A 25,584-nucleotide genomic window follows, 5' to 3' on the forward strand; every position below is an offset into this window, starting at 1 on the left:
GGGCACGCCGGTGACCGGGGCGGACGTGTTGCTGCTCGCCCTCGGCGCGGTGGCGGTTGGCGCCGGTGTGCTGGTGGTGACCACGAAACACCTGGTCCGGGCCGGGCTCTACCTGGTGGTGTGCCTGGGCGCGTTGGCCGGTGACTTCCTGGTGCTCAGCGCCGAGCTGGTGGCCTGGGTGCAGGTGCTGATCTACGTGGGCGCGGTGGTGGTCCTGCTGCTGTTCGCTGTGATGCTGACCCGGGCCCCGATCGGCGCCTCCGACGACCTGGACCGGCCCGGGTGGCCGGCCGCGCTGATCGGTGGCGGTGCCGGGCTGGGGCTGGCCGCCCTGCTGGTCGACGCGTACCGCTGGAGCACAGTCACCTTGCCGGACGCCGGCACCGCCGAGCGGCTGGGCGAGCAGATCTTCCAATCCTGGGTGCTGCCGTTCGAGGTGCTCTCGGTGCTGCTGCTCTCCGCGCTGGTGGGCGCGATCGTGCTGTCCCGGCCGGACATCGGCCGAGCCGCCCCGCAACGCGACGGCACGGCAGGCGACCTGGCCGGCAGCGAGCCCGGGGGGCGCCGGTGAGGCCGGTCATCCCGTACGTCACCGCCGCGCTGCTGTTCGGCCTCGGCGTGTACGGCGTACTGCGCCGCCGCAACGCGGTGCTGGTGCTGATGTCGGTCGAGTTGATGCTCAACGCGGTCAACCTGATCCTGGTCACCGCTGACACCACCGCCCGCGCCGTGCTCCCGCACTCGGGGCAGGTCTTCGCGCTCTTCGTCATCGTCCTCGCCGCCGCCGAGATCGGGGTGGGGCTGGCGATCGTTCTCCAGCTCTACCGGCTGCGGGCGACAGTCGCAGTGGATGACGTGCCGCTGACCGAGTCGCCGGATCCCGTCGGTGGGCGCGAACCGGCAGTCCTCAACTCGGAGGCGGGTCGGTGACCGGGCTGCTCGGGGCGCTGCTGCCCGCCGTACCGTTGATCGCCGGGCTGCTCGGTTTGTTGCTGCCACCGGCCCCTCGGCGCGACGGCGCGACCGGCGGCGACCGGGCCCGAACGGCCGCGGTGACGCTCGGTGTCACCGGTGCGGCCGGAGCGCTGGCGTTGGCCGTCGCGCTGCTGCTCACTGTCGACGGGCCGACGGAGACGTCGGCCACCTGGGTGGACTTCGGCGGGCTGGCGGTGACCCTCGGCGTACGGCTGGACGGCGCCGCGGCGCTGGTCGCGGTGGCGGTCACCGCAGTCGCCCTGGCCGTGCAGGTCTACTCGATCGGCTACCTGCGGCGCGGTCCGCACGACGACGTCGACGTGGACCACCGCTACCCGCCCTACGCCGCCCAGATCAGCCTCTTCACCGGTGCCATGCTGCTGGTGGTGGTCGCCGGCGACCTGATCATGCTGTTGGTCGGCTGGGAGGTGATGGGCCTCTGCTCGTACCTCCTGATCGCCCACGACCGCCGACTGGCCGGCGCCCCCGCCGCCGCCATGAAGGCGTTCCTGGTGACCCGGGTCGGTGACGTCGGGTTCCTGCTCGGCATCGCGCTGCTGGGCGTGTCGACGGGCAGCTTCCGGATCGCCGACGTGCTCGCCCACGACCACTCCGGCGCGACGTTGACCGCTGCGGGCCTGCTGCTGCTCGCGGGTGTGGCCGGCAAGAGCGCGCAGTTCCCGCTGCACACCTGGCTGCCGGACGCGATGGCCGGCCCGACCCCGATCTCCGCGCTGATCCACGCCGCGACGATGGTCGCCGCCGGGGTGTACGCGGTGGCCCGGCTCTACCCGCTGTTCACGGCCGCCCCGGTGACGCTGACAGTGCTGGGGGTGCTCGGCGCGATCACCCTGCTGCTCGGCGCGCTCGCTGCCACCGCCCAGGACGACATCAAACGCGTGCTGGCCTGGTCGACAGTGTCCCAACTGGGTTACATGACCGGCGCGCTGGCTGTCGGTTCACCGTCGGCCGCACTGTTCCACCTGCTCACCCATGCCGCCTTCAAGGCGCTGCTGTTCCTCGCCGCCGGCGCGGTGATCCACGCCGTCGGCACCACACTGATGTCGGAGATGGGCGGGCTGCGGCGCAGCATGCCTGTGACGTTCTGGTGCACGGTGGTGGGCCTGGGCGCGCTGGCCGGGGTGCCGCCGTTGGCCGGTTTCTGGAGCAAGGACGGCGTACTGACGGTCGCCGAGTCGGCAGCGCTGGAGGGCACCGGCCCGGCCCCGTCCTGGGTGGGCTGGATCGTCTGGATCGCCGGGCTGGTCGGCGTGGCTGTCACCGCCTGGTACGCGGGTCGGCTCCTGCTGCGCGCCTTCTTCGGCGCCGCGCGCCTGCCCCTGGTTCAGCCACACGACCCGCCGGCCGTGCTGCGCTGGCCGGTGCTGCTGCTGGCCGTGCCGGCCGCGCTGCTCGGTCTGGCCGGGTTCGTCGGGGTGTTCGCCGACCGCCTGCGGTTCCCCACCGTCCCGGTGGCGGGCTCCGAGGACGGCCTGGTCCACCTGGGGCCGGGGGTGCTGCTGCCGCTCGCGTTCCTGCTGGTCGGCGCCGCGCTGGTGACGCTGGGCTGGCGCCGCGACAGGACCGCCGACCCGGCCGCCGCGCTGGGTCCGCTGCGGCCGGTCTTCGCCAGCGCGTTCCGACTCGACGACGTCCAGCGCGCCCTCGTGGTACGCCCCGTCCGCGCGCTGGCCCGCGCCGCGCGCACGAGTGACGAGGTGGTGGTGGACGGCGCCGTCGAGGGCAGCGGGCGAGCCGCGTCCGGTCTGGGCGCGGGGCTGGCCGCGCTGCACCGCGCGGCGCTGCCCCGGGCCGCCGCAGGCGTACTGGCCGGCGCGCTGCTGATCGGCCTGGCCGCTGCCCTGGTTGGAGTTAACCGATGACGTTTGGACAGGGGTTGCTGGTCGCGGTGCTGGCGGTGCCGGCGCTGGGTGCGGTAGCGGTGGCGGCGACGCCCCGGGACCGGGCGGCCCGGCTGGTCGGCACTGTCGCGGCGGCGTTGACCCTGCTGGCCGCGGTGCCGCTGGTGCTCGGCGGTCGGGGCTGGGTCGCCTGGTCGGCGGACGCGCCGGCGGTGCGCCCGTGGCACCAACTGGACCTGCCCTGGGTGCCCGGTCTGGAGTTGCGCTTCCACCTCGGCGTCGACGGCATCTCCTGGCCGCTTGTGGTGTTGACCGCGCTGCTCACGTTGCTCTGCTGCGCGTACACGATGTGGCGGGTGCCGGAGGGCGGCAGCGGTCGGGCGCTCGTCGCGCTGCTGTTGGTGGTCGAGGTGGGCATCCTGGGCACCTTCCTCGCCCTGGACCTGGTGCTGTTCTTCCTCTTCTTCGAGGTCGTCCTGCTGCCGATGTACGCGATCATCGCCGGCTGGGGTGGCACGGACCGGCGTCGAGCGGCCCGGAAGTTCGCCCTCTACACGCTGTTCGGCTCGGTGTTGCTGCTGGTCGGCGTGTACGTCGTGGTCGCCGCCGCCGGCACCGCCGACCTGGTGACGCTGACCGGTGGCGCGGGGATGTCCCGGGGCACCCAGTTGGCCGCGTTCACACTGCTCGCGTTGGCGTTCGCGGTGAAGAGCCCGCTGTGGCCGTTGCACTCCTGGCTGCCCGACGCGCACACCCAGGCACCCACAGTGGGCAGTGTCGTGTTGGCCGGTGTGCTGCTCAAGATGGGCACGTACGGCCTGATAAGGGTCGCTGTGGGGGTGGCGCCGGAGGGCGCCCGTTGGGCGGCGCCGGTGCTCGGCGTGCTCGCCGTCGCCGCGATCCTGATCGGTTCGCTGGTCTGCCTGGCCCAGTCGGACGTGAAGCGGCTCATCGCGTACTCCAGCGTGGGGCACATGGGCTTCGTGCTGCTGGGCGTCGCCACGCTCACCGCCACCGGCATCCAGGCGGCGTTGATCGGCAACGTCGCGCACGGGGTGATCACCGGCCTGCTGTTCTTCCTGGCCGGGGCGGTGAAGGACCGCACCGGCACGGGCACCCTCGCCGAGTTGTCCGGGCTGCGGGAGACCGCGCCCCGGTTGGCGGGTCTGCTCGCGTTCGCGGCGATCGCGTCACTGGGCCTGCCCGGGCTGGCCGGCTTCTGGGGCGAGGCGTTCGCGGTGATCGCCGCCGTGCAGGTGGGCGGTCCGCTCTGGACCACCCTCGGGGTGCTGGCCGCGGTCGGTGGGGCGCTCACCGCCGCGTACTTCCTGCGGTTGCTGCGCCAGGTCACCCACAACCGGCCGAGCCCCGCCGTCGGTCAGGTCGGCCCCGGCCTGGCCGGGGCGGAGTTGACCGCCTGGGTGCCGCTGGTGTTGCTCGCGTTGGCCATCGGGCTGGCGCCGACGCTGGTCCTCGGCGTCGCCGAGGCCCCCGTCGACGCCCTGATCGGGGTGGTCAAACCATGAACGTCGTGCAGAGCGTGGACAGCGTCGCGCTGCTGCCGGCCTACCTGGCCGCCGGCACTGCCGTGCTCGTGCTCATCACCGATCTGGTCGTGGCCCGGCCACGGGCCACCATCGCGGTCGCCGCGCTCGGCGCGCTCGGCACCGCCGTCGGCTCCGCGCTGGTCGGGGCGGGTGCCGAGCGGCGGACGTTCTGCGTGGGCGCCGACTGCTCCTGGGTCTTCGGCGGTCGCGCGGCGGTGGTCGCCGTGGTGGTCGCGCTGCTCACAGTCGGCGTGCTCGGGCTGTCGGTGCCCGCGCTGCGGGCCGGGCGGTCACCGGTCGGTGAGTACACCTTCCTGTTGGCCTGTTCGATGACCGGTGGCGTGGTGCTCGGCGCGGCCGGAGACCTGATCACGCTGATCGTCGCCCTGGAGACGCTGACCCTGCCGCTGTACGTGCTGGTCGGCCTGCGCCGGGGGAGCCTCGCCAGCGCCGAGGCGGCGGTGACCTTCTTCGTGGTCAGCGTGGTGGCGACCACGCTGACCCTGCTCGGCGCGGCGCTGCTGTACGCGGTGACCGGTGGGCTGCACCTGGACCGGCTCGGCGCGTTGCTCGCCGAGCAGCCAGAGTTGCGGGACCTGCCCTTGACCACCGTTGCGGTCGCGGTGCTGCTTGTCGGCCTGGCCTTCAAGGTGGCGGCGGTGCCGTTCCATGCCTGGGCGCCGGCCACCTACGACGGCGCGCCTCTGCCGGTGGCCGCGTACCTGTCCACAGCGTCGAAGCTGGGCGGCCTGGTCGCCCTGCTCGCCGTTGTGCAACGGGCGCTGCCGGCGGACCAGACCGGTCCGGTGCTCGCTGTGCTCGCCGTGCTCACCATGACCGTCGGCAACCTGGTCGCCCTGCGTCAGCGGCGGACTGTCCGGCTGCTCGCCTGGTCGTCAGTCGCGCAGGCCGGGTACATCCTCGCCCCGTTGGGAGCGTTGGCGCTGGCTGCCGGACGCACTGACGAGGCACGGTCCGCCGCGTACGCGGCCGCCGTGGCGTACGCCGTCTTCTTCGTGGTGTTGGAGCTGGCCGCGTTCGCCGGAGTGACAGCGCTGCGGCCGGCGGGTGCGGACGGCGGCACGCTTGACGACCTACGCGGGGCAGCCCGGCGGCACCCGTGGCGAGCTGCGGCGTTCGGTCTCGCGCTGGTCGGTCTGGCTGGCCTGCCGCCGGGGCTGGCTGGGCTGTTCGCCAAGGTGACAGTGGTCCGGGCGCTGCTGGACGGTGGCGCGGCCTGGCTGGCGCTGGTGGTGGCGCTGAACGCCGTGATCGGGCTCGCCTACTACCTGCGGGTGACCGCCGCGCTCTGGGCGCCGACCACGACGCCCGGCCCGGCCGCGGCGCTCGCCGGTGGCGGAGCGTCGGGCGTACCAGTGGTGGGCGTGGTGGCGGTGGTGCTGGCGGTGGCGACGGTGGCCGCCGTGGTGCTCGGCTTCGCCCCGCAGTTGGTGCTCGACCTGGCCGCCCGCTGACCCACCCGAGGCCCGGTCTCAGTCAACTCTCAGCGTTGAGACGGATGGTTGGCGGGTACCGGGTTGTTACACCGGTCAGCGGATCCCGGCGATCCGTGCACCGAAGGAGACATCGTGCACCACAACCGTCTGAAGACCGCAGCGCTGCTCGGCCTGCTCAGCGCCCTGATCCTGGCGGTGGGCTACTGGTTCGGCGGCAGCGGCGGCCTGGTCATCGCCGTCCTCGTGTCTCTGGTCATGAACGGCGTCACCTACTTCTACTCCGACAAACTCGCACTGCGCTCGATGGGGGCGCAACCGGTCACCGAGGCGCAGTTCCCCGAGCTGTACCGGATGGTCCGGGAGTTGGCCACCGACGCCCGGCAGCCGATGCCGCGGCTCTACGTCAGCCCCACCGCGCAGCCCAACGCTTTCGCCACCGGTCGCAACCCGCAGCACGCGGCCGTCTGCGTGACCCAGGGCATCACCGAGATCCTCGACTACCGTGAGCTGCGCGGCGTGATCGGGCACGAACTGTCCCACGTCTACAACCGGGACATCCTGATCTCCAGCGTGGCGGCCGGCCTGGCCAGCATCATCACCCTGCTGGCGAACCTCGCCTTCTTCATCCCGCTGGGCGGCGGGGACGACGAGGACCGACCCAACCCGGCTGTGCTGCTGCTCACCCTGATCCTCGGCCCGATCGCGGCCACGGTGATCCAGTTGGCCATCAGCCGGAGCCGCGAGTTCCAGGCGGACGCCTCCGGCGCCGAGTTGAGCCGCGACCCGCTGGCCCTGGCCAGCGCGCTGCGCAAGATCGACGCGGTGGCCCGACGCCGGCCGTTGCCGGCCCAGGGTCAGCTCACCAGCACCGCCCACCTCATGATCGCCAACCCGTTCCGGGGCGGCGGCATGGCGGCGCTCTTCTCCACCCACCCCAAGATGGAGGACCGCGTCGCCCGGCTGGAGCAGATGGCCCGCAACTCGGGGCCGGTGCAGTTCCAGCGTTGACCCGCTGATCCATCAACGCCTCCGCCCGTACCCGGCCACGCCGGGTACGGGCGGATCGCTGTGTCGGAGACCATTCCGCTGTCCTCCGGTCAGGCAGCGGCGTTAGGGTCATAACGGCTCACGCTCATTACATCCCGGGAGGTTCACGGTGACCGCGCTGCGTCAGTACCTGGGTGTCTGGCGGGTCCCCGGCGCGCCCATGCTGCTGATCACCGGCATCATCGGGCGGCTCGGAATCGGCATGACCCCGCTGGCGCTGCTCCTTGTCGTCGAGCAGGTGACCGGGCGCTACTCGCTGGCCGCCATCGCCGGCGGCATCTACGCCCTCGCCGGCGCCGCGCTCAGCCCGGTGGCCGGACGGATCGCCGACCGGGTCGGCCCCAGCCCCGTCCTGCTGCTCACCGCCGTGGCCCACCCGCTGGCACTCATCGGGTTGCTGCTGGCCAGCCGCTCCGGCGACGACGCGCTCCCCGTCATCTACCTCGCCGCAGGCGTGGCCGGTGCCACCTACCCGCCGCTCACCGCCGCCATCCGAGGCGCCTGGAACGACCTGACCGGCCCCAACTCCGGCCGATACCACCTGCGCAACACCGCGCTGGCCGCCGAAACCACGCTGTTCGAAATCGTCTTCGTCCTCGGCCCGCTGCTCGTCGCCGGCTTCGTCCTCGTCGCCGACGCGGCGGCCGCGCTGATCGGCGCGGCAGTGGTCACCCTGGTCGGCACCACCGCCGTGGCCCTCGGCCGGGTCATGCGCGGCTGGCGTCCGCACCCGCGGGAACACCACGCGCGCGGGCTCGGCCCGCTACGGGTCCCCGGGTTCCCGGCCCTGCTGATCTGCGTCGCCGGCCTGGGCATCGCGTTCGGTGCCGCCGGAGTGATCGTGCCCGCGTTCGCGAGCGACCACTCCACCGGCGACCCGGAGAGCCTCGCCGGCGTGCTGCTCGCGGTCTGGGGCGTCGGCAGTGCCATCGGTGGGCTGTGGTTCGGCGTCCGCAAGCCGGCACCGAACATGACCCGACAGTTCGCCCTGCTGCTCGGCGCGCTGGCCGCCACCTTCGCCGTGTTCGCGGTGATGCCCACCCCGCTCGCGCTGGGTGTCGCGCTGGTCGCCGGCGGGGCCACCATCGCGCCCGCGCTGACACTGGAGAACACCCTGGTCGGCCGGATCGCCCCCACCGGCATGTTGAACGAGGCGTACACCTGGGTGGTCACCGTCGCGGTGGCGGCGAGCGCCGCCGGCGGCTCGGTAGCCGGCGTGATCGTGGACCACGCCGGCGGCGTCCGCTGGGCGTTCCTGTTCGCCGGGGCGGCGGTCGCCGTCGGGGCGGCGGTCGCCGCGCTACCCGCCGGGCCCATCGCCCGCGCGGAAACCACTGCGGTACGCGCCGAACAGCCTGTCCCCGTCTGACCTGCTGTCTTCTGGCTGTTTCGCTGCGGGCCTGGTCCGCGCGGCGTGGTGTCGGCTTGGTCCACTCGGGTTCCTGGAAGTCGGGGTTTCCCTGCGCGCCGGACACCCCGACTTCCAGGAACCCGGGTTCCGTCCGCCTACCCTGGCTTCATGGCTAAGGTTCTATATTCGGCGACGGCGTCACTCGACGGCTACATCGCCGGCCCCGGCGGCGACATGTCGTGGCTGACCGACCACCTGGGCGGCGAAAACCCGACGGCGGAGCGCCTACTCAACAGCGTCGGCGCGATCCTGGCCGGCAACGGCACATTCGGCGGCGACGACCCCAACCGTGGCACCGACAGCGAAGGCGCGTTCGGCGGCCAGTACCACGGGCCGGTGTTCGTCCTCACCCACCGGCCACCGGCCGAGCCACCCGCGGACGTCACGTTCGTCGGTGACCTGCACACCGCCGTCGCCCAGGCCAAGGAGGCCGCCGGGGACAGGTACGTCAACATCCTCGGCGCCAACGTCGCCAAGCAGTGCGTCGAGGCCGGGCTGCTCGACGAGGTCCTCATGTTCTTCGCCCCGGTACTGCTCGGCGACGGGGTGCGGATGTTCGACCACCCCGGCGGCACCAAAGTGCGGTTGGAGTCGCTGCCCGGCGAGACCGAGCACTGGTACCGCGTCGTCTACTGAGCCCGCGTACCGATGGGGTGAGCCACATGGAACACGTCGACGACCCGGAGCGAGTCTTCAGCCTGCGCATGACCACCTGGCAGTGGCGCCACCTGGATGGCGCGGTCGACAGCGCGGTCAGCATTGCGGCAGAGAGCGACGATCCTCACCAGGTCGTGCAGACAGGGTCAGGCATCCGCGAAGCAGGATGGGACCAGATCGCGCACTGGACCCCTGGCGTCGCCGGCTCCGGTAACTGGCCGACCGACGACGAGGAAGTCGCCATCAAGCTGTCGCGCAGACAATGGGGGTTGGCCGCCCAGTGCGCCGTGCACTGGGCCGCTGTCGCCAGCGGCGTGGGCCACGAACAGGAGGCGGCCGTGCTGCGCTCTGTCCACGCACTCGTGGTCGACGGACTCCGTGCGGAATCAGCCCGACCGGCGGGGTGAGTCGACGCCGACCTGGGGTGGGTCGACGCCGACTCGGGCGGGTGACTTCCTCAGCTTCAGTGGGCCTGACGCCGGCTCGGCGGGTGGCGTCCCCGGTTGGGTGGATCGAGGCCGGGTCGGGGAGGGCTGCCGAAGTCCGCCGAGAGTGACGAACGACGGCTGCTCAGCTGGCCGAAGGCCGTCGGCCCGATCGCCCGGCCGGCCGGCTCTGCCCTACCTGTAGTTGTTGAACTGGAGGGCGACGCCGAAGTCCTCGCCCTTGAGCAGCGAGATGACCGCCTGGAGATCGTCCCTCTTCTTGCCGGTGACCCGCAGCTGGTCGCCCTGGATCTGCGCCTGCACGCCCTTCGGGCCCTCGTCGCGGATCTTCTTGCTGATCGCCTTGGCCTTGTCCGTCTCGATGCCCTGGATCACCTTGCAGTCGATCTTGAAGATCTTGCCCGATGGGCGCGGATCCCCAGCATCCAGCGACTTCAGCGAGATGTTCCGCTTGACGAGCTTCTCCTTGAACACGTCGAGTGCGGCGCGGACGCGCTCCTCGGTCTCCGCCTGAAGGCCGATCGCCTCCTCGCCAGACCAGGAGATCTCAGCGCCGGTGCCGCGGAAGTCGAACCGCGTCGCAAGCTCCTTCTCCGCCTGCCGAAGGGCGTTGTCGACCTCCTGACGGTCAACCTTGCTCACGATGTCGAACGACGGGTTCGCTGCCATGTTTCTGCTCCTGCTGTCCGGCGGTCTGGGCCTGCCGTCGGCCGCCGACCAGCGGCACGACCCCCTGACCGTACCCGGTTGCGTAGGTGCCGGGGGGAGCCGCTATCCTTGCTTCCGCCGCCGCGTTACGACGCGGTGGGGTGCCCTGGCGGGTTGCCCGAGCGGCCAATGGGAGCGGACTGTAAATCCGTCGCGAAAGCTTCAGAGGTTCGAATCCTCTACCCGCCACCAGGTGCAGACACGGCCCCTGACCAGCAGAGATGCTGATCGGGGGCCGTTGTCGTTGTCTCGTCGCCAACTGCTTTGACGGCGAGGACGCCATGAACGGCAAGGTCTGCTGTGCACTCGATGAGCGCCCTCCTTTCAGCTGCCGATCTTGGCCGTGGTGTCGCCGACGAGGTGGCGAGCTTCGGTGATGGCGTCGCGTCGACGTCCGCTGTCGTTGTGCTGGTCTACGGGTGCCCGTCATAGGCGGCGTCAACGTAGTCGTTGCGTTGGTTGGCGAGATGCCGGCGAGGATCGCGAGGGTCGGACCTTCCACACCCGCTATCAGGCGGTCGCCTGCGGCCGAGATCGCGTCGGCCGCCGTGCTCGGTCTGACGCTCCACGGGGCTGCGGGTCATGTTCCGGGCGTTGCGGTGATCCTGTCGGTGGGTCTGCCGCCAGGTTGGCGCTCGAGCTCATGGCGGATTTGACCTACGTCAGAACACGCTCTATCTGCTGTCATCGATGCCAAGTGCGATGTTAGCTGCGCATCCGCTGCTCGTGGTCAGCGCCCATGTCGCTCTCCGCCCACTGAAATGAACCCGACGAAGGGCTGGCGGGATGGCGAGGAGCCGGTATGGTGGTCGATGGCCGGATGGAGGCGCGAGTTTGTCGCGGGCTGTTGAGGTGTTGCTGAGGGTGACCGCCAAGCCGGATGTGGTGAGTGTCTACAGCTGGACCCGAATTGCGTTGAAGGTCGTATTCAACGCTGCGTGAAGCGGTGAACCACCCCGCAAGCTTGTGATCTGGTCCAGTGCGTTGGGGGCGGTAGGCCGAACGGCGGGAAGTAACAGACGGTGGGGCCAGTCGGGCGACCACCACTTCTCTGGCTGCCCGCGCTGTGGCACGATCGTGGAACCTCCATCAACGCTGTACATCTCCCGACAGGAGCGATCATGTCTGGTCGAAGGCTAGGCCGACTCGGTGGGTCTCTCCTCCTTGTTCTCGCTGCCGCCGCCATCGTCGCCTTCCCCGCCGGCCTCTTCGACAGCAGTGCCAGCGGAGCTCAGGCCATCGATCTCATCTGGACTGTCGTTCCGGAGAACACTGTCTTCGGCAGTGGTCGCTGACTGGTTCAGCTCACCCCCACTCAAGAGCGGTAACTGCAGGCGCCGTAGGGAGCGGTATGGCTCCGCGTAATCGATCGCGACGCCGTTCGGCGGATCGTGCCTGGTTCATCACCGCGCCGCTGGTGTTCTTCGCAGCGATCTGTTCCATGGTCACGGGGCTGGTGTCGTCCCAGCCCTTCGGTGAATGGCTTCTCGCGCTCCTGTTGTTGGTCGCCATGGCCGCTGTGGGCATGCCGGTCCTCAACTTTGTCGTCCGGCGGCAGTCGTTCGGCATGACCCTGACCGAGATTCCGCTGGTGCTGGCGCTCTTCTTGCTGCCACCGCTGACCGTCGTCGCCATCTACACGGTGGCCTCCATGCTCACGCAGACGCGGCACCGGTTCGCGCCCGTCAAGTTCTGGTTCAACGTGGCCAAGGCGGCCGCTGGGACCTCGCTCGCCGTACTCCTCCTTCAGGCGCTACCGCCCTCGAAGGAGGTGGACGACCCCGGCACCTGGCTGAGTCTTTTCGCGGCCGTAACCGCTGTGATCCTTGTCAGCCTTGCGGGCATCGTCGGCGTGCACACCCTTCTCCAGGGCTGGCAGGCGGGACGGGACTCTCTCCGCACCGCACGCCCCGCCCTGCTCACTGCGGCGATCAACGTCTCGCTCGGACTGATCATCCTGATCGCCGTCACGACCACCTGGTGGTCGTTGGTGCTGCTTGTCGCACTCGGTGTGGCACTGGTCCTGGTCTACCGCTCCTACGCGGAGTTCTTCCGGCAACACCGGACGCTGGCCGCTCTGTACGACCTGACCCGCGCAATCGGGGAGCGCGGCCAGGACGGGACGCTCGTCGATGCTCTACTAGGGCGGGTCCGGGCCCTGATGCAGGCCGAGTACGCGACTCTGTGGCTGCCCGCCCTGGGCCGTCACCCCGAAGTGTTACTCACCGCCAGGGTCGACGATTCGGGTCTGCTGGACGTCGTACGGACGCCGGCTTCCCTTCGCCAGCGAGCCGCGGGTGAGGGGCGGACCGTCGCGGTGGGGCGCGCCTTCGACGACGAGTCGAACGAGCGCCAGGCCCTGAGTCGCGGCAAGATCAAGGACGTCATCGTTGTGCCGCTCCGGTCCGGTCAGGCGGTCATCGGCACCTTGGAGGTCGCCAACCGGCTCAGCGACGTCGGTCATTTCACCCGTGGCGACATCCCCATCTTCGAGACCGTGGCGGCACACGCAGCCGTGGCCCTGGAGAATTCGCGGCTGGTCGATCGGCTCCGGCACGACGCGCACCACGACACGTTGACCCGACTGCCCAACCGGCGGCGGATCACCGGGGCGCTGGACGAGTCGGTAAAGATCCGCGCACCGGGCGAGGTGGTGGCGCTGCTGCTCTTCGACGTCGACGGGCTGCGCCAGGTCAACGAGTCCCTGGGGCACGCGGCCGGAGACAAGGTCCTCATCGAGGTCGCCAATCGGTTGCGGGCCAGCGCGCCGTCGTCGGCTCTGGTTGGTCGTGCCGGCGGGGACGAGTTCCTGGTGACGCTGCGGTTGGAGAGCGCTGAGGCAGCGCTCGAGTTGGCCGCCCAACTGCGCGACCAGATCCGCGACGAGATGGTCTTCGACGCGCTCACCCTCGACGTGGACACTGCCGTCGGGGTGGCCGTACACCCGGACCACGGCAGCGACGCGGCGACCCTGCTGCTTCGGGTCGACCTCGCCGCCACCGCAGCCAAGTCGGTGCCGGGCAGCGCGCAGCTGTTCAATCCCGCGCTGGAGTCCCGTTCACTGCGCCGGTTGGGTCTGGCCGGCGATCTGCGCCGCGCACTGGATCAGGACGAGCTGGAGGTCTACTTCCAGCCCAAGGTGACTCTGCGGGACCGGCGCCTGGTGGGTGTGGAGTGTCTGGCCCGCTGGGAGCACCCGGCGCACGGCACTGTCGCGCCCGAGGACTTCGTGGCGGTGGCCGAGCACACCGGCCAGTTGAGCCGGCTCACCGAGGTGGTGCTCCGGGAGGGCCTTCGGCGCAGTCGAGATTGGGCGCTGGCCGACCAGCCGCTGCCGATCGCGGTCAACCTCTCGGCTCGTACGCTCATCGACCAGCACTTCCCGGACCGGGTCCAGGAGTTGTTGACCGAGTACAAGGTGCCGGCGCAGCGTCTCACCCTGGAGATCACCGAGTCGGGGGTGCTGGACGGCACGGACCGACCCATCCCCACTCTGCAACGACTGCGGGATCTCGGCGTACGGCTGTCGGTGGACGACTTTGGCACTGGTGACTCGTCTCTGGCGCACCTGCGTCGGCTGCCGGTGCACGAGGTGAAGGTGGACCGTTCCTTCGTGCAGGGCATGGCGACCGACCCGGGGGACCTGGCGATCGTCAACGCGGTGGTCACCCTCTCCCAGCAGTTCGGCCTGGCGGTGGTGGCCGAGGGGGTGGAGAGCGAGCTGACCCTGGAGCTTCTCCAGGACATCGGTTGCGAGATCGGGCAGGGCTTCCTGTTCAGCCGGCCGCTGCCGTACGAGCGGCTGGCCGCCTGGTTCGGCGCCCAGGTGGAGCCGGAGACAGCCTCGAACGGAGAGCTGCCGCGCCTGCGTGTTGTGCCCTGAACAGGGCGCGGACGATCACCGGGGATCCGATTTCACCTGTCGAGCCGGGCCGTGTACTCTTACTCCTGCGCGCCCCACGGGGAGATCGCGCAGGCCCCCTTAGCTCAGTCGGCAGAGCGTCTCCATGGTAAGGAGAAGGTCTACGGTTCGATTCCGTAAGGGGGCTCGAGGGTTCAGCTGGACCCATCGCAGCGGTGTAGCTCAGATGGTAGAGCAAGCGGCTCATAATCGCTGTGTCGCCGGTTCAAGTCCGGCCACCGCTACTCTCGTCTTCCGGGCTCGTTGCCGGTGGTCGTAAGAATGGGCGCTTCTGGCGCCCACTTTGCATGTCCGCGCTGTCAGCGTCTAGGCTGGCGCGTCGTAGTTGTTTCCGTTAGCGAGGAAGGCACTCCGCCGTGGCGAAGGCTACCGATGTCCGGCCGAAGATCACTTTGGCGTGTGTGGAGTGCAAGGAGCGCAACTACATCACGCGCAAGAACCGGCGCAACGACCCCGACCGCATCGAGCTGAAGAAGTTCTGCCCGCGTGACGGTCGGCACACGGTCCACCGCGAGACCCGCTGACCGCTGGCCGGCCTCAGGGCCGGCCGTTGTCGAAGCTTTCCGATCGCCGACCTGACCGGTTTGGTGCGGCTCCGCCGCCGCCTACCGATCAGGTCGGCGATTGGGCTTTCCGTGTAGGTTCGCGGCATGCCTCTGGACCCTTCCTTCGTCGGCCGGACGTATCCGCCGACCGCCCCCTACCAGGTGGGCCGAGAAAAGATCCGCGAGTTCGCCAGCGCCGTCGGCGCCACCGACCCGGCCCACCACGACCCGGAGGCCGCGCGGGCGCTGGGCCACCCTGACGTGGTGGCCCCGCCGACCTTTCCGGTGATCGTGACGATGGCCGCGAGCAGCCAGATCATCGAGGACCCGGCCCTGGGTGTCGACTACAGCCGCCTGGTGCACGGCGACCAGCGGTTCGCGTACACCCGGCCGGTGGTCGCCGGCGACGAGCTGGTCTGCACCAACACCATCGAGGACGTCAGCACCAGGGGTGGGCACGGCTTCCTGACCACGCGCACCGACGTGAGCACCGTCGGCGGGGAACCAGTGGTCGCGGTCTGGGCCAGGTATGTCATTCGCGGGGAGGCGTGAGATGGAGTTGCCAGCACAGACGTTTCGGGTGACCCGCGCGGACCTGGTCCGCTACGCCGGCGCCTCGGGCGACCTCAACCCGATCCACTGGAGCGACCGGGTCGCCACCAAGGTGGGCCTGCCCGGGGTGATCGCCCACGGCATGTTCACGATGGCGCTGGTCGGGCGGGCGGTCACCGAGTGGGCCGGGTCGCCGGACGCGGTGGTCGAGTACGGCGTGCGTTTCACCCGGCCGGTGGTGGTCCCCGACGATGACCAGGGGACCGAGATCGAGGTGACCGCGCGGGTCCGCGAGGTGACCGAGGACGGTCTCACCCGGCTCGAGGTGACCGCCACCTGCCTGGGTGAGAAGGTGCTGTCGCAGGCGCGGGCAACCATCCGGACGGCACGCTGAGCGGAGCCCGCCACGCGTGGCGGAGAGACCGGTTGGGAAAGTCGGGCGGCTACCCGTACACTGGTCCGCCGTGGGGCAAGTGACCCCTGCTCGGTCGTCTGTGGCCGCGTGGGGCGAGTGTTGCCACATAGGGGTGTAGCTCAATTGGCAGAGCAGCGGTCTCCAAAACCGCAGGCTGCAGGTTCAAGTCCTGTCACCCCTGCGCCTCAGGCCTGACCGTTCCCGTGGGTCGCGCCGCCACTTGGCGGCGTCCGGCCCGTGGTGGTGGCATCGGCGGGGTGGCTCCGAGGCAATCGGGGCCCTCCGGGTGATCCACCGGCCGCGGCCCGTCGCGGGACGGTTGGGTCCGGCCGGCGTGACCAGCGCCGCGTACGCCACTCGGCGTGCGACCCCAGATTCCGCGACGGAGGGCGAAGTGGCCGACAACAAGCGGCGCGACGACGACGGCGACGATCGTCTGGACGACGAGGTCGTCGACGACGTGGCCGACGACGACGCCTCCGGCGCGGACGAGCCGGTTTCCCGGGGAGGCACCGCCACGCGGTCCCGTGCCCGGGCGGAGTCGGCAGACAGCCGGCCGACCACGCGGTCGGAAACGGGTCGGGTGGGCGTCTTCGGCCGCATCGCCCGGTTCTTCCGCGAGGTCGTAGCTGAACTGCGTAAGGTCATCTGGCCGACCCGCAAGGAGTTGCTGACTTACACCGCCGTGGTGGTGGCGTTCGTCGCGGTGATGCTGACGATCGTGGGTGTGCTGGACTTCGGCTTCGCCAAGGTCGTGTTGTTTGTCTTTGGCAACTCGGACTGACCGGCTGCCTCCAGCCATAGTGACGGAAGTGAGCGAGCGTGCCTGAGTACGACGAGACCGCCGGACCGGTGGACGAGCAGTCCACGGTCGCGACGGCGGCTGGTGACGAGTCGGTTGAGGCCGCCAGCGAGCCGGAGTTCCCTACGACCGAGCCCGCCCCGGACGAGGACTACGACCCCGTCGCGGAGCTGAGGCAGAAGCTGCGCTACGCGCCGGGTGACTGGTACGTGGTGCACTCGTACGCCGGCTACGAGAACAAGGTCAAGACCAACCTCGAGACCCGGATCACGAGTCTCGACATGGAGGACTTCATCTACCAGGTCGAGGTGCCGACCCGGGAAGAGGTCGAGGTCAAGAACGGTAAGCGTTCGCAGATCCAGGCCAAGGTCTTCCCGGGTTACATCCTGGTTCGGATGGAGTTGACCGCCGAGTCCTACTCCTGTGTCCGGAACACCCCGGGTGTGACCGGCTTCGTCGGCGCGACCGACCGGGCCGACCGGCCTGCTCCGCTCTCGCTCGACGAGGTGCTGAAGTGGCTGGCGCCGGCTGTCGAGACCGAGCAGAAGAAGTCGAAGCCGGAGATCAAGGTTCTCGACTTCGAGGTGGGCGACTCCGTCACCGTCACCGACGGCGCGTTCGCATCGCTGCCGGCCACGATCAGCGAGATCAACGCCGACCAGCAGAAGCTCAAGGTGCTGGTGTCGATCTTCGGTCGTGAGACTCCGGTGGAGCTCAACTTCAACCAGGTCGCCAAGATCTGATTGGTCGTCGGCGGCGGGCCCGGCCCGCCGCCGACGTCGGCGTACGCGCTCTCGCTCGACCTCGGCGGACGAGTGGGCTGCGGCCTGCGCTACTCTTGAATGTCGCCGCTGTCGCACCGCGCTGACCGTGCGCGCCCGAGGGCGGCGACAGCCGCATTTTCCCAGCTCCAAGCCCCAGGAAGTGACATGCCTCCGAAGAAGAAGCTCGTCAAGACGTTCACGCTTCAGTTGCCGGCGGGCCAGGCCACGCCGGCGCCGCCGGTCGGCCCCGCGCTCGGCCAGCACGGCGTGAACATCATGGAGTTCTGCAAGTCCTACAACGCGCAGACCGAGTCTCAGCGGGGCGACATCGTCCCCGCCGAGATCAGCGTGTTCGAGGACCGGTCCTTCACGTTCGTGCTGAAGACCCCGCCCGCTGCCCGGCTGCTGATCAAGGCCGCCGGTGTGCAGAAGGGTTCGGGTGTTCCGCAGTCCGAGAAGGTCGGCTCGGTCAGCCGCGCCCAGCTGCGTGAGATCGCCGAGAAGAAGATGGCCGACCTCAACGCCAACGACATCGCCCAGGCCGAGAAGATCATCGCCGGCACCGCCCGGTCGATGGGCATCACCGTCAACGACTGACGTCGGCCCCGGCCTTCGACCCAAACCGTGGGAGGGCTCGCGCCGAGCGGCCCGCCAGAGACCACAGGAGTAATCAGCAATGCAGCGCAGCAAGAGCTACCGCAAGGCCGCCGATGTCATCGACCGGTCGAAGCTCTACACCCCCACCGAGGCCGTGAAGCTGGCCAAGGAGACCACCAACGTCAAGTTCGACGCCACGGTCGAGGTCGCCATGCGCCTCGGCGTCGACCCCCGCAAGGCGGACCAGATGGTCCGCGGCGTGGTCAACCTGCCGCACGGCACCGGTAAGACCGCCCGCGTGATCGTGTTCGCCAGCGGCGCGAAGGCCGAAGAGGCCGCCGCCGCGGGTGCGGACGAGGTGGGCACCGATGAGCTGGTCGCCCGCATCCAGGGTGGTTGGCTGGACTTCGACGCGGCGATCGCCACGCCGGACCAGATGGCCAAGATCGGCCGGATCGCGCGGATCCTGGGCCCGCGCGGTCTCATGCCGAACCCGAAGACCGGCACGGTGACCATGGACGTCACCAAGGCGGTGTCGGACATCAAGGGCGGCAAGATCACCTTCCGGGTGGACAAGCACTCCAACCTGCACCTGATCATCGGCAAGGCCTCCTTCACGGAGACCCAGCTGGTGGACAACTACGCTGCGGTGCTCGACGAGGTGCTGCGTGCCAAGCCGTCCGCGGCCAAGGGCAAGTACCTTCGCAAGGTCATCCTGACCACCACGATGGGCCCGGGCGTCCCGGTCGACCCGAACCTGGTGAAGAACCTTCGGGAGGACCAGGCCGACGCCTGAGTCGACAGATTGCTCCGCTGGGGCGCCGCCACGACAGTGGCGGCGCCCCAGCGCGTTCCAGGTGTGGCAGGCTCGACGCCATGCGGCTGGAGAACGTCTGGTTGCGGTACCACCGGCGGGGGCCGTGGGTGCTGCAAGGCATCGATGTGCGGATCGGTCCCGGCGAGGTGGCGATCGTGCTGGGCCGCAACGGGGTGGGCAAGTCGACACTGCTCCAGGTGGCCGCGGGGGTCCTCCGCCCGGGCCGGGGCCGGGTCACCGACCGGCCGGCGCGGGTGGGCTGGGTGCCGGAGCGTTTCCCAGCGGACCAACCGTTCACTGTGACCCGCTATCTGACCGGGATGGCCCGGGTGGCGGGGCTGGGCAGGGCTGCTGCCGACGAGGCCGTTACCTCCTGGACGGACCGGCTCGGGCTGGCCGCCTTCCGCTCGGTCCGGTTGCCGGAGCTGTCCAAGGGCACCGCGCAGAAGGTCGGCCTCGCCCAGGCGCTGCTGCGCCCACCGGGCCTGCTGGTGCTCGACGAGCCGTGGGAGGGGCTGGACGCCGCCACCCGCGAGTTGGTGCCCGAGCTGATCGCCGAGGTGCTCGCCGCCGACGGGTCCGTCCTGGTCAGCGACCACCGCGGCGAGACGGTCCGGCTCCCGGCCGCGCGCCGCTGGTTGGTGGCCGACGGCTCACTTGCCGAGGAGACGTCGTCGACGGACGGGACGATCGCCGTGGTCGAGGTCGCGGTGCCGGCCGCGCGGGTCGCCGGCACCGTCGCCCGGTTGCGCGCCGAGGGCCATCAGGTGCTGCGGGTACGCTCCGACGCCTCCACCGCCGCACCCCAGGCCGTACCCGTCGAGCCGCTCCGGTCGGCCGGTGCCGCCCGACCCGCCGCGCCGCCGCTCGGGATGGCCGGGGAACTGACAGCGGAGCAGCCGGAGGCCGCTGACGTCACTGTCGAGTCGGCAGCGGGGGAGACCCGGTGAGCGCCCTGGTCCGGATGCGGTTGGCCGGTTTCCTGCGAACCGGCCGGGCGTTGGCGCCGTTGCTCGCCGGCCTGATCACGCTCGGCACTCTCTACGGCGGTGGCCGAGCCCAGCCGGCGGAGGCGTACGGCGTCTCCGCTGTCGTGCTCTTCCCGGTGCTCGCCTGGCAGACCAAGATCCTGTTGGACGTCGAGCCGGACGTGCAGCGTCGGCTGGCGCAGGTGACCGTCGGGGTGGCCCGGGAGCGGGTGGCCGGGCTGCTCGCCGCCGCGGTGGCGGCGCTGGTGACGGTGGCTGTCGCGCTCCTCTTTCCGTGGCTGGTCGGCGGGGTGTCCGGCCCGGTCGACCCGGGGGACCGGTCGATTCCGGTCGGGCTCGCGCTGGGATTGTGGGCGCACGCGTTGGTCGTACCCGCTGCGGTTGCCCTTGGGGCGCTGGCCAGCCGGGCGTCGGTGGGCGGCGCCGGGTACGGGGTCGCGGTGTTGGCCCTGGGCGGGGTCGGCGCTGTGGTGTTGGGCCTGACCGGCTCGGTGGTCCCCTGGCTGGCACCGCCGATCATGGCGGCCGCTCGCACCACCGGCGGCGAGGCAGCCGCGCTGACACTGCTGGGGCTGAGCGGGTGGGCGTTGGCCTGGAGCACCGCTGTCGTCGGCGGCTACCTGTGGCGGCGGCGCGCCCAGGGCTGACCGGCACTGGTACGGGTGACGCGGCTCACCTGGGGCGATTTGGTGCTGCTGGTCGGGGCGCGTACTCTTCAACCGTCATCCGTGTTCTCATGGATGAGGAACCACCCAAAGACCGCTGGTCACCGTGCTTCGGCACGGTCGAAGGTCCCGCGACGACGGGCGACCCGCGTAGGGCGGCAAGCGTAACTCGGCAGTGAGCATGGTCCGCCGACCATGACGATCCGCCGGCCCTCGCCCCGTGCGCCCTGCGCCGGGGCTTTTTCGTTGTCGCGTCGCCTCCGCCCCCGTTCCGGCTTCGGCCGAGACAGGGACCAGCCTCGAGTAACGAGAGAGGAGGGACATGGCGGACAAGCCGATCCGGGCCGACAAGGCCACGGCCGTCGCTGAGCTGACCGAGAGCTTCCGCAGTTCGGGCGCCACCGTGCTGACCGAGTACCGCGGTCTGACGGTTTCCCAGCTCACCCAGCTTCGGCGCTCGCTCGGCGCCGATACCAGCTACACGGTCGCGAAGAACACGCTGGCCAAGCGTGCTGCGACGGACGCGGGCATCACCGGCCTCGACGAGCTGTTCACCGGTCCTACCGCGCTGACTTTCGTTTCGGGCGACGTCGTCGAGGCGGCGAAGGGGCTTCGCGACTTCGCGAAGGCCAACCCGAAGCTCGTCATCAAGGGCGGTGTCTTCGAGGGCAAGGCCATCACCGCGGCCGAGGTCACGAAGCTCGCCGACCTTGAGTCCCGCGAGGTGCTGCTGGCCAAGCTGGCCGGCGCGATGAAGGGCAACCTGAGCAAGGCCGCGGCCCTGTTCCAGGCCCCGCTGTCGAAGACCGCCCGTCTGGCGGCTGCACTGCAGGACAAGCGCGAGAAGGAGGGCGCCGAGGCGGCCTGAGGCCCCCACGGCGCACCAGTTCTTACTTAACAGAATCAGGAAAGGACGCCAGATATGGCGAAGCTCAGCACCGACGAGCTGCTCGACGCGTTCAAGGAGATGACGCTGATCGAGCTCTCTGAGTTCGTGAAGCAGTTCGAGACGACCTTCGAGGTCACCGCTGCCGCTCCGGTCGCGATCGCCCAGGGTGGCGGCGGCGGCGCCGCCGCGGCCGAGGCCGAGCCGGAGCAGGACGAGTTCGACGTCATCCTCGAGGCTGACGGTGGCAAGAAGATCCAGGTCATCAAGGTCGTGCGTGAGCTGACCGGCCTGGGCCTCAAGGAGGCCAAGGACGCGGTCGAGTCCGCGCCGAAGGCCATCCTGGAGAAGGTCAACAAGGAGACCGCCGACAAGGCGAAGGCCAAGCTCGAGGGTGAAGGCGCCAAGGTCACCCTCAAGTGACCTGACGTTCCACAAACGCGTACCCGGCTCGTGAGCTGGGACACCATCGCGTCACGGCGGGCGGTGATCCGACACGGATCACCGCCCGCCGTGTTTGTGGATCTGGCCGCGACCGGTCCTGAGCTGCGCTCCAACAATGGGTACCCTTGACCCGAACGAGCGTGGCGGGTCGCCCTCCAGTGGGAAACAAGGGACAACCCGGATACCGGCCCTTGACGCGGCCCGGGGCTGCCAGGCACGCTGACACCAGCAAGACACCGCGCTTGCGACGGCCACGACGTGGGTATGACAGCGGCGGCACCATCAGCCGCTGTAACCCGAGCGGCCCAGTGGGGAGTTGCGTTCTGAGCGGCCCGGCAGACCCCGGTTGACGGGGGCCGAGGCGCGCTCCGCAAACAACCTGCGGGGTGGGCTGGACAGCGGTTAGCCTCTCGGCTACACTGCTAGTTTGCGCTGCCTTCCGACTTGACCCCTGCTCGGAAATGTCCGTTTACGGATATTTCTGGTGGGGTCATTGGAGTGCACGCGTACCAGCCGTTCTGCAGCACCGGTCCTCGGAAGGACGCATCTTGGCAGCTTCCCGCCCTGCGAAGACCAGTCGTACGTCGAGCGCATTCGCTCCCCGCCGAGTTTCATTCGGCAGGATCACCGAACACCTCGAGGTCCCCAACCTCCTTGCCATCCAAAACGAGTCCTTCGACTGGCTCGTCGGCAACGAGGCTTGGCAGGGCCGGTCGGCGGACGACCCGCACGCACGATCGGGTCTCGCGGAGATCCTTGAAGAGATCAGTCCCATTGAGGACTTCTCCGGCACCATGTCACTCTCCTTCTCGGCGCCGCGCTTCGACGAGGTCAAGGCCTCGATCGAGGAGTGCAAGGAGAAGGACCTGACCTACTGCGCTCCGCTCTTCGTGACCGCGGAGTTCACCAACAACACCACTGGCGAGATCAAGAGCCAGACGGTGTTCATGGGTGACTTCCCGATGATGACGCCCAAGGGCACCTTCGTCATCAACGGCACCGAGCGCGTCGTGGTCAGCCAGCTCGTCCGTTCTCCGGGCGTGTACTTCGACAAGCAGCCGGACAAGACCTCCGACCGCGACCTCTCCAGCGTCAAGGTCATCCCGAGTCGGGGTGCCTGGCTGGAGTTCGACATCGATAAGCGCGACACGGTCGGCGTACGCATCGACCGCAAGCGTCGGCAGGCCGTCACCGTCCTGCTCAAGGCCATCGGATGGTCGGCCGAGCGGATCCGTGAGAAGTTCGGCTGGTCCGAGCTGATGATGACCACGCTCGAGAAGGACCACATCGCCGGCGCCGACGAGGCTCTGCTCGACATCTACCGCAAGCTGCGCCCTGGCGAGCCGCCGACGCGCGAGAACGCCCAGACCCTGCTCGACAACCTCTTCTTCAACCCGAAGAGGTACGACGTCGCCAAGGTCGGGCGCTACAAGTTCAACAAGAAGCTCGAAGTCGGCGTTCCGATCACCACCGGCACGCTGACCGAGGACGACATCGTCGCCACCGTGGAGTACCTGTGCCGGCTGCACGCCGGTGAGGACGGCTACGAGGCCGACGACATCGACCACTTCGGCAACCGGCGCCTCCGTACGGTGGGCGAGCTGATCCAGAACCAGGTTCGGGTCGGCCTGTCCCGGATGGAGCGTGTCGTCCGCGAGCGGATGACCACGCAGGACGTCGAGGCGATCACCCCGCAGACCCTGATCAACATCCGCCCGGTGGTGGCGGCGATCAAGGAGTTCTTCGGGACGTCCCAGCTGTCCCAGTTCATGGACCAGACCAACCCGCTGGCGGGCCTGACCCACCGGCGTCGGCTGAGCGCGCTCGGCCCGGGTGGTCTGTCCCGGGAGCGGGCCGGCTTCGAGGTCCGCGACGTGCACCCGTCCCACTACGGCCGGATGTGCCCGATCGAGACGCCGGAAGGCCCGAACATCGGCCTGATCGGCGCGCTGTCCACCTTCGCCCGGGTCAACCCGTTCGGCTTCATCGAGACGCCGTACCGGAAGGTCGTCGAGGGTCGGGTCACCGACCAGATCGACTACCTGACCGCGGACGAGGAGGACCGGTTCGTCAAGGCCCAGGCCAACGCGCGCCTGAAGGCTGACGGCACGTTCGCCGAGGACCGGGTGCTCTGCCGTCGTAAGGGCGGCGAGACCGAGGACGTCGTCCCCGGTGCCGTCGACTACATGGACGTCTCGCCCCGGCAGATGACCTCGGTCGCGACCGCCATGATCCCGTTCCTCGAGCACGACGACGCCAACCGGGCACTGATGGGCGCGAACATGCAGCGCCAGGCAGTGCCGCTGGTCAAGGCCGAGGCGCCGCTCGTGGGTACGGGCATGGAGTACCGGGCCGCTGTCGACGCTGGCGACGTGGTGGTCGCCGAGGTCGGCGGTGTGATCGAGGATCTCTGCGCCGACTACGTCACCATCCACCAGGATGACGGCCACCGCCGGACGTACCTGCTGCACAAGTTCCGCCGCTCCAACGCCGGCTCCTGCGTCAACCAGAAGCCGGTCGTCTTCGAGGGCGACCGCGTCGAGGCCGGTCAGGTCATCGCCGACGGTCCGTGCACCGACGAGGGCGAGATGGCACTCGGACGCAACCTGCTGGTGGCGTTCATGTGCTGGGAGGGCCACAACTACGAGGACGCGATCATCCTGTCGCAGCGTCTCGTGCAGCAGGACGTGCTCACCTCGATCCACATCGAGGAGCACGAGGTCGACGCCCGGGACACCAAGCTCGGTCCGGAGGAGATCACCCGCGACATCCCGAACGTCAGCGAGGAAATGCTCGCTGACCTCGACGAGCGCGGCATCATCCGGATCGGCGCCGAGGTCGTCCCCGGTGACATCCTGGTCGGCAAGGTCACGCCCAAGGGTGAGACCGAGCTGACCCCGGAGGAGCGCCTGCTCCGCGCGATCTTCGGTGAGAAGGCGCGTGAGGTTCGGGACACCTCGCTGAAGGTGCCGCACGGCGAGACCGGCACGGTCATCGGTGTGCGCACGTTCTCCCGCGAGGACGGCGACGAGTTGCCGCCGGGTGTCAACGAGCTGGTCCGGGTCTACGTCGCCCAGAAGCGCAAGATCCAGGACGGCGACAAGCTGGCCGGCCGGCACGGCAACAAGGGTGTCATCTCGAAGATCCTGCCGATCGAGGACATGCCGTTCCTTGAGGACGGCACCCCCGTCGACATCGTGCTCAACCCGCTCGGTGTGCCGAGCCGGATGAACATCGGCCAGGTGCTGGAGACCCACCTCGGTTGGGTCGCCAAGACCGGTTGGAAGGTCGAGGGTGACGACGCCGACTGGAAGCGTCAGCTGCGCTCGATCGACGCGCACGAGTCCGAGGGCGACACCAACGTGGCCACCCCGGTCTTCGATGGTGCTCGCGAGGAGGAGATCTCCGGTCTGCTCGAGTCGACCCTGCCCAACCGGGACGGCAAGCAGCTGATCGGTCGTACCGGCAAGGCGCAGCTGTTCGACGGTCGTTCCGGTGAGCCGCTGCCGGACCCGATCGCTGTCGGCTACGTCTACATCCTGAAGCTCAACCACCTGGTCGACGACAAGATCCACGCTCGTTCGACCGGCCCGTACTCGATGATCACGCAGCAGCCGCTGGGTGGTAAGGCGCAGTTCGGTGGTCAGCGTTTCGGTGAGATGGAGTGCTGGGCGATGCAGGCGTACGGCGCTGCCTACGCCCTGCAGGAGCTGCTCACGATCAAGTCCGACGACGTGCTCGGCCGAGTGAAGGTCTACGAGGCCATCGTCAAGGGCGAGAACATCCCGGAGCCGGGCATCCCGGAGTCGTTCAAGGTGCTGCTCAAGGAGCTGCAGTCGCTGTGCCTCAACGTTGAGGTGCTCTCCAGCGACGGTGTGGCCCTGGAAATGCGCGAGACCGACGACGAGGTGTTCCGGGCCGCTGAGGAGCTGGGCATCGACCTGTCCCGGCGCGAGCCGAGCTCGGTCGAAGAGGTCTGAGGTGAGCGGTCGGGGGGGGGGGGGGGGGGCCCCCCCCCCCCCCCCCCCAAAAAAAAAAAAAAAAAAAAAAAAAAAAGAAAAATGGGAGTGGAAAAA

24 protein-coding genes and 4 tRNA genes are annotated in these 25,584 nt (G+C 69.6%); 27 read left to right on the forward strand and 1 reads right to left on the reverse strand.

The window, feature by feature from the left end; genetic code table 11:
- Positions 1–10: 10 nt before the first annotated feature.
- From AB0C19_RS31495 to AB0C19_RS31535, 9 genes are all read left to right on the forward strand, one after another.
- Positions 11–571, forward strand: coding sequence for an NADH-quinone oxidoreductase subunit J (locus AB0C19_RS31495; RefSeq protein ID WP_357191214.1), 561 nt, complete (start codon positions 11–13; stop codon positions 569–571).
- Complete coding sequence (gene nuoK, locus AB0C19_RS31500) at positions 568–930, forward strand: NADH-quinone oxidoreductase subunit NuoK (protein ID WP_357191217.1); 363 nt, start codon at positions 568–570, stop codon at positions 928–930. Before AB0C19_RS31495 ends, nuoK begins: the two co-directional genes overlap by 4 nt.
- A complete protein-coding gene (locus AB0C19_RS31505) occupies positions 927–2,858 on the forward strand; it encodes an NADH-quinone oxidoreductase subunit L (protein ID WP_357191219.1) in 1,932 nt (643 codons plus the stop codon). Before nuoK ends, AB0C19_RS31505 begins: the two co-directional genes overlap by 4 nt.
- Complete coding sequence (locus AB0C19_RS31510; protein WP_357191221.1) at positions 2,855–4,363, forward strand: NADH-quinone oxidoreductase subunit M; 1,509 nt, start codon at positions 2,855–2,857, stop codon at positions 4,361–4,363. Before AB0C19_RS31505 ends, AB0C19_RS31510 begins: the two co-directional genes overlap by 4 nt.
- Complete coding sequence (locus AB0C19_RS31515; protein WP_357191223.1) at positions 4,360–5,859, forward strand: proton-conducting transporter membrane subunit; 1,500 nt, start codon at positions 4,360–4,362, stop codon at positions 5,857–5,859. Before AB0C19_RS31510 ends, AB0C19_RS31515 begins: the two co-directional genes overlap by 4 nt.
- 114 nt (positions 5,860–5,973) lie before the next feature.
- A complete protein-coding gene (gene htpX, locus AB0C19_RS31520) occupies positions 5,974–6,849 on the forward strand; it encodes a zinc metalloprotease HtpX (RefSeq protein ID WP_238687850.1) in 876 nt (291 codons plus the stop codon).
- Positions 6,850–6,997: 148 nt separating this feature from the next.
- Complete coding sequence (locus AB0C19_RS31525) at positions 6,998–8,257, forward strand: MFS transporter (protein WP_357191225.1); 1,260 nt, start codon at positions 6,998–7,000, stop codon at positions 8,255–8,257.
- A 150-nt stretch (positions 8,258–8,407) separates the two neighbouring features.
- A complete protein-coding gene (locus AB0C19_RS31530) occupies positions 8,408–8,935 on the forward strand; it encodes a dihydrofolate reductase family protein (protein ID WP_357191227.1) in 528 nt (175 codons plus the stop codon).
- A gap of 26 nt (positions 8,936–8,961) precedes the next feature.
- Positions 8,962–9,363 (forward strand): hypothetical protein, encoded by a 402-nt coding sequence (locus AB0C19_RS31535; RefSeq protein WP_357191229.1) that lies wholly within the window; start codon positions 8,962–8,964, stop codon positions 9,361–9,363.
- 213 nt (positions 9,364–9,576) lie between these two features.
- Here the strand turns inward: AB0C19_RS31535 and AB0C19_RS31540 are convergent, their stop codons facing one another.
- Entirely contained in the window at positions 9,577–10,071 is a 495-nt protein-coding gene (locus AB0C19_RS31540) for a YajQ family cyclic di-GMP-binding protein (RefSeq protein WP_328420594.1), read from the reverse strand.
- Between the two features lie 147 nt (positions 10,072–10,218).
- On the opposite strand from AB0C19_RS31540, the gene AB0C19_RS31545 reads away from it, so the two are divergent.
- From AB0C19_RS31545 to AB0C19_RS31630, 18 genes are all read left to right on the forward strand, one after another.
- Positions 10,219–10,302: transfer RNA gene (locus tag AB0C19_RS31545), tRNA-Tyr, on the forward strand.
- 929 nt (positions 10,303–11,231) lie between these two features.
- Positions 11,232–11,405 carry a hypothetical protein gene (locus AB0C19_RS31550; protein WP_238689123.1) on the forward strand — a complete coding sequence of 58 codons (174 nt, stop codon included), beginning with the start codon at positions 11,232–11,234 and terminating at the stop codon, positions 11,403–11,405.
- 56 nt (positions 11,406–11,461) lie between these two features.
- On the forward strand, positions 11,462–13,993 hold the full coding sequence (locus AB0C19_RS31555) for an EAL domain-containing protein (RefSeq protein WP_357191232.1): 2,532 nt from the start codon (positions 11,462–11,464) through the stop codon (positions 13,991–13,993).
- Between the two features lie 93 nt (positions 13,994–14,086).
- A tRNA-Thr gene (locus AB0C19_RS31560) sits at positions 14,087–14,159 on the forward strand.
- A gap of 24 nt (positions 14,160–14,183) precedes the next feature.
- Positions 14,184–14,256, forward strand: a tRNA-Met gene (locus tag AB0C19_RS31565).
- A 132-nt stretch (positions 14,257–14,388) separates the two neighbouring features.
- Positions 14,389–14,556, forward strand: coding sequence for a 50S ribosomal protein L33 (gene rpmG, locus AB0C19_RS31570; protein ID WP_007073056.1), 168 nt, complete (start codon positions 14,389–14,391; stop codon positions 14,554–14,556).
- A gap of 126 nt (positions 14,557–14,682) precedes the next feature.
- Positions 14,683–15,129 (forward strand): MaoC family dehydratase N-terminal domain-containing protein, encoded by a 447-nt coding sequence (locus tag AB0C19_RS31575; protein ID WP_357191235.1) that lies wholly within the window; start codon positions 14,683–14,685, stop codon positions 15,127–15,129.
- A gap of 1 nt (position 15,130) precedes the next feature.
- Positions 15,131–15,523: a MaoC family dehydratase gene (locus AB0C19_RS31580; protein WP_357191237.1), complete on the forward strand. Its 393-nt coding sequence runs from the start codon at positions 15,131–15,133 to the stop codon at positions 15,521–15,523.
- 129 nt (positions 15,524–15,652) lie between these two features.
- Positions 15,653–15,725: transfer RNA gene (locus AB0C19_RS31585), tRNA-Trp, on the forward strand.
- Positions 15,726–15,938: 213 nt separating this feature from the next.
- Entirely contained in the window at positions 15,939–16,328 is a 390-nt protein-coding gene (gene secE / locus AB0C19_RS31590; RefSeq protein WP_091403530.1) for a preprotein translocase subunit SecE, read from the forward strand.
- A 38-nt stretch (positions 16,329–16,366) separates the two neighbouring features.
- The gene (gene nusG, locus AB0C19_RS31595; protein WP_238667527.1) at positions 16,367–17,089 is read left to right on the forward strand and encodes a transcription termination/antitermination protein NusG; all 723 of its coding nucleotides are present in this window, start codon (positions 16,367–16,369) and stop codon (positions 17,087–17,089) included.
- A gap of 186 nt (positions 17,090–17,275) precedes the next feature.
- Positions 17,276–17,707, forward strand: a complete 432-nt coding sequence (rplK, locus tag AB0C19_RS31600; RefSeq protein ID WP_091402426.1) for a 50S ribosomal protein L11 — start codon at positions 17,276–17,278, stop codon at positions 17,705–17,707.
- A 79-nt stretch (positions 17,708–17,786) separates the two neighbouring features.
- Positions 17,787–18,503, forward strand: coding sequence for a 50S ribosomal protein L1 (gene rplA / locus AB0C19_RS31605; RefSeq protein WP_238667528.1), 717 nt, complete (start codon positions 17,787–17,789; stop codon positions 18,501–18,503).
- 80 nt (positions 18,504–18,583) lie between these two features.
- Positions 18,584–19,474, forward strand: coding sequence for an ATP-binding cassette domain-containing protein (locus AB0C19_RS31610; protein WP_357191241.1), 891 nt, complete (start codon positions 18,584–18,586; stop codon positions 19,472–19,474).
- On the forward strand, positions 19,471–20,160 hold the full coding sequence (locus AB0C19_RS31615) for a hypothetical protein (protein ID WP_357191243.1): 690 nt from the start codon (positions 19,471–19,473) through the stop codon (positions 20,158–20,160). Before AB0C19_RS31610 ends, AB0C19_RS31615 begins: the two co-directional genes overlap by 4 nt.
- A 340-nt stretch (positions 20,161–20,500) precedes the next feature.
- A complete protein-coding gene (gene rplJ, locus AB0C19_RS31620) occupies positions 20,501–21,046 on the forward strand; it encodes a 50S ribosomal protein L10 (protein ID WP_112584808.1) in 546 nt (181 codons plus the stop codon).
- A gap of 54 nt (positions 21,047–21,100) precedes the next feature.
- Positions 21,101–21,487: a 50S ribosomal protein L7/L12 gene (rplL, locus tag AB0C19_RS31625; protein ID WP_030489578.1), complete on the forward strand. Its 387-nt coding sequence runs from the start codon at positions 21,101–21,103 to the stop codon at positions 21,485–21,487.
- Between the two features lie 569 nt (positions 21,488–22,056).
- Positions 22,057–25,488: a DNA-directed RNA polymerase subunit beta gene (locus AB0C19_RS31630; protein ID WP_091402413.1), complete on the forward strand. Its 3,432-nt coding sequence runs from the start codon at positions 22,057–22,059 to the stop codon at positions 25,486–25,488.
- Positions 25,489–25,584: the final 96 nt, after the last annotated feature.

The organism is Micromonospora sp. NPDC048842, assembly GCF_040649935.1.
Taxonomy (GTDB): Bacteria; Actinomycetota; Actinomycetes; order Mycobacteriales; family Micromonosporaceae; genus Micromonospora; species Micromonospora hortensis.

Coding starts and splice junctions, on each gene's coding strand:
- AB0C19_RS31555 (WP_357191232.1), top strand. CDS start 11,462: ATGGCTCCGCGTAATCGATCGCGACGCCGTTCGGCGGATCGTGCCTGG.
- AB0C19_RS31530 (WP_357191227.1), top strand. CDS start 8,408: ATGGCTAAGGTTCTATATTCGGCGACGGCGTCACTCGACGGCTACATC.
- AB0C19_RS31515 (WP_357191223.1), top strand. CDS start 4,360: ATGAACGTCGTGCAGAGCGTGGACAGCGTCGCGCTGCTGCCGGCCTAC.
- rplJ (WP_112584808.1), top strand. CDS start 20,501: ATGGCGGACAAGCCGATCCGGGCCGACAAGGCCACGGCCGTCGCTGAG.
- AB0C19_RS31535 (WP_357191229.1), top strand. CDS start 8,962: ATGGAACACGTCGACGACCCGGAGCGAGTCTTCAGCCTGCGCATGACC.
- AB0C19_RS31580 (WP_357191237.1), top strand. CDS start 15,131: ATGGAGTTGCCAGCACAGACGTTTCGGGTGACCCGCGCGGACCTGGTC.
- AB0C19_RS31610 (WP_357191241.1), top strand. CDS start 18,584: ATGCGGCTGGAGAACGTCTGGTTGCGGTACCACCGGCGGGGGCCGTGG.
- rplA (WP_238667528.1), top strand. CDS start 17,787: ATGCAGCGCAGCAAGAGCTACCGCAAGGCCGCCGATGTCATCGACCGG.
- AB0C19_RS31510 (WP_357191221.1), top strand. CDS start 2,855: ATGACGTTTGGACAGGGGTTGCTGGTCGCGGTGCTGGCGGTGCCGGCG.
- rplL (WP_030489578.1), top strand. CDS start 21,101: ATGGCGAAGCTCAGCACCGACGAGCTGCTCGACGCGTTCAAGGAGATG.
- AB0C19_RS31575 (WP_357191235.1), top strand. CDS start 14,683: ATGCCTCTGGACCCTTCCTTCGTCGGCCGGACGTATCCGCCGACCGCC.
- AB0C19_RS31550 (WP_238689123.1), top strand. CDS start 11,232: ATGTCTGGTCGAAGGCTAGGCCGACTCGGTGGGTCTCTCCTCCTTGTT.
- rplK (WP_091402426.1), top strand. CDS start 17,276: ATGCCTCCGAAGAAGAAGCTCGTCAAGACGTTCACGCTTCAGTTGCCG.
- AB0C19_RS31540 (WP_328420594.1), bottom strand. CDS start 10,071: ATGGCAGCGAACCCGTCGTTCGACATCGTGAGCAAGGTTGACCGTCAG.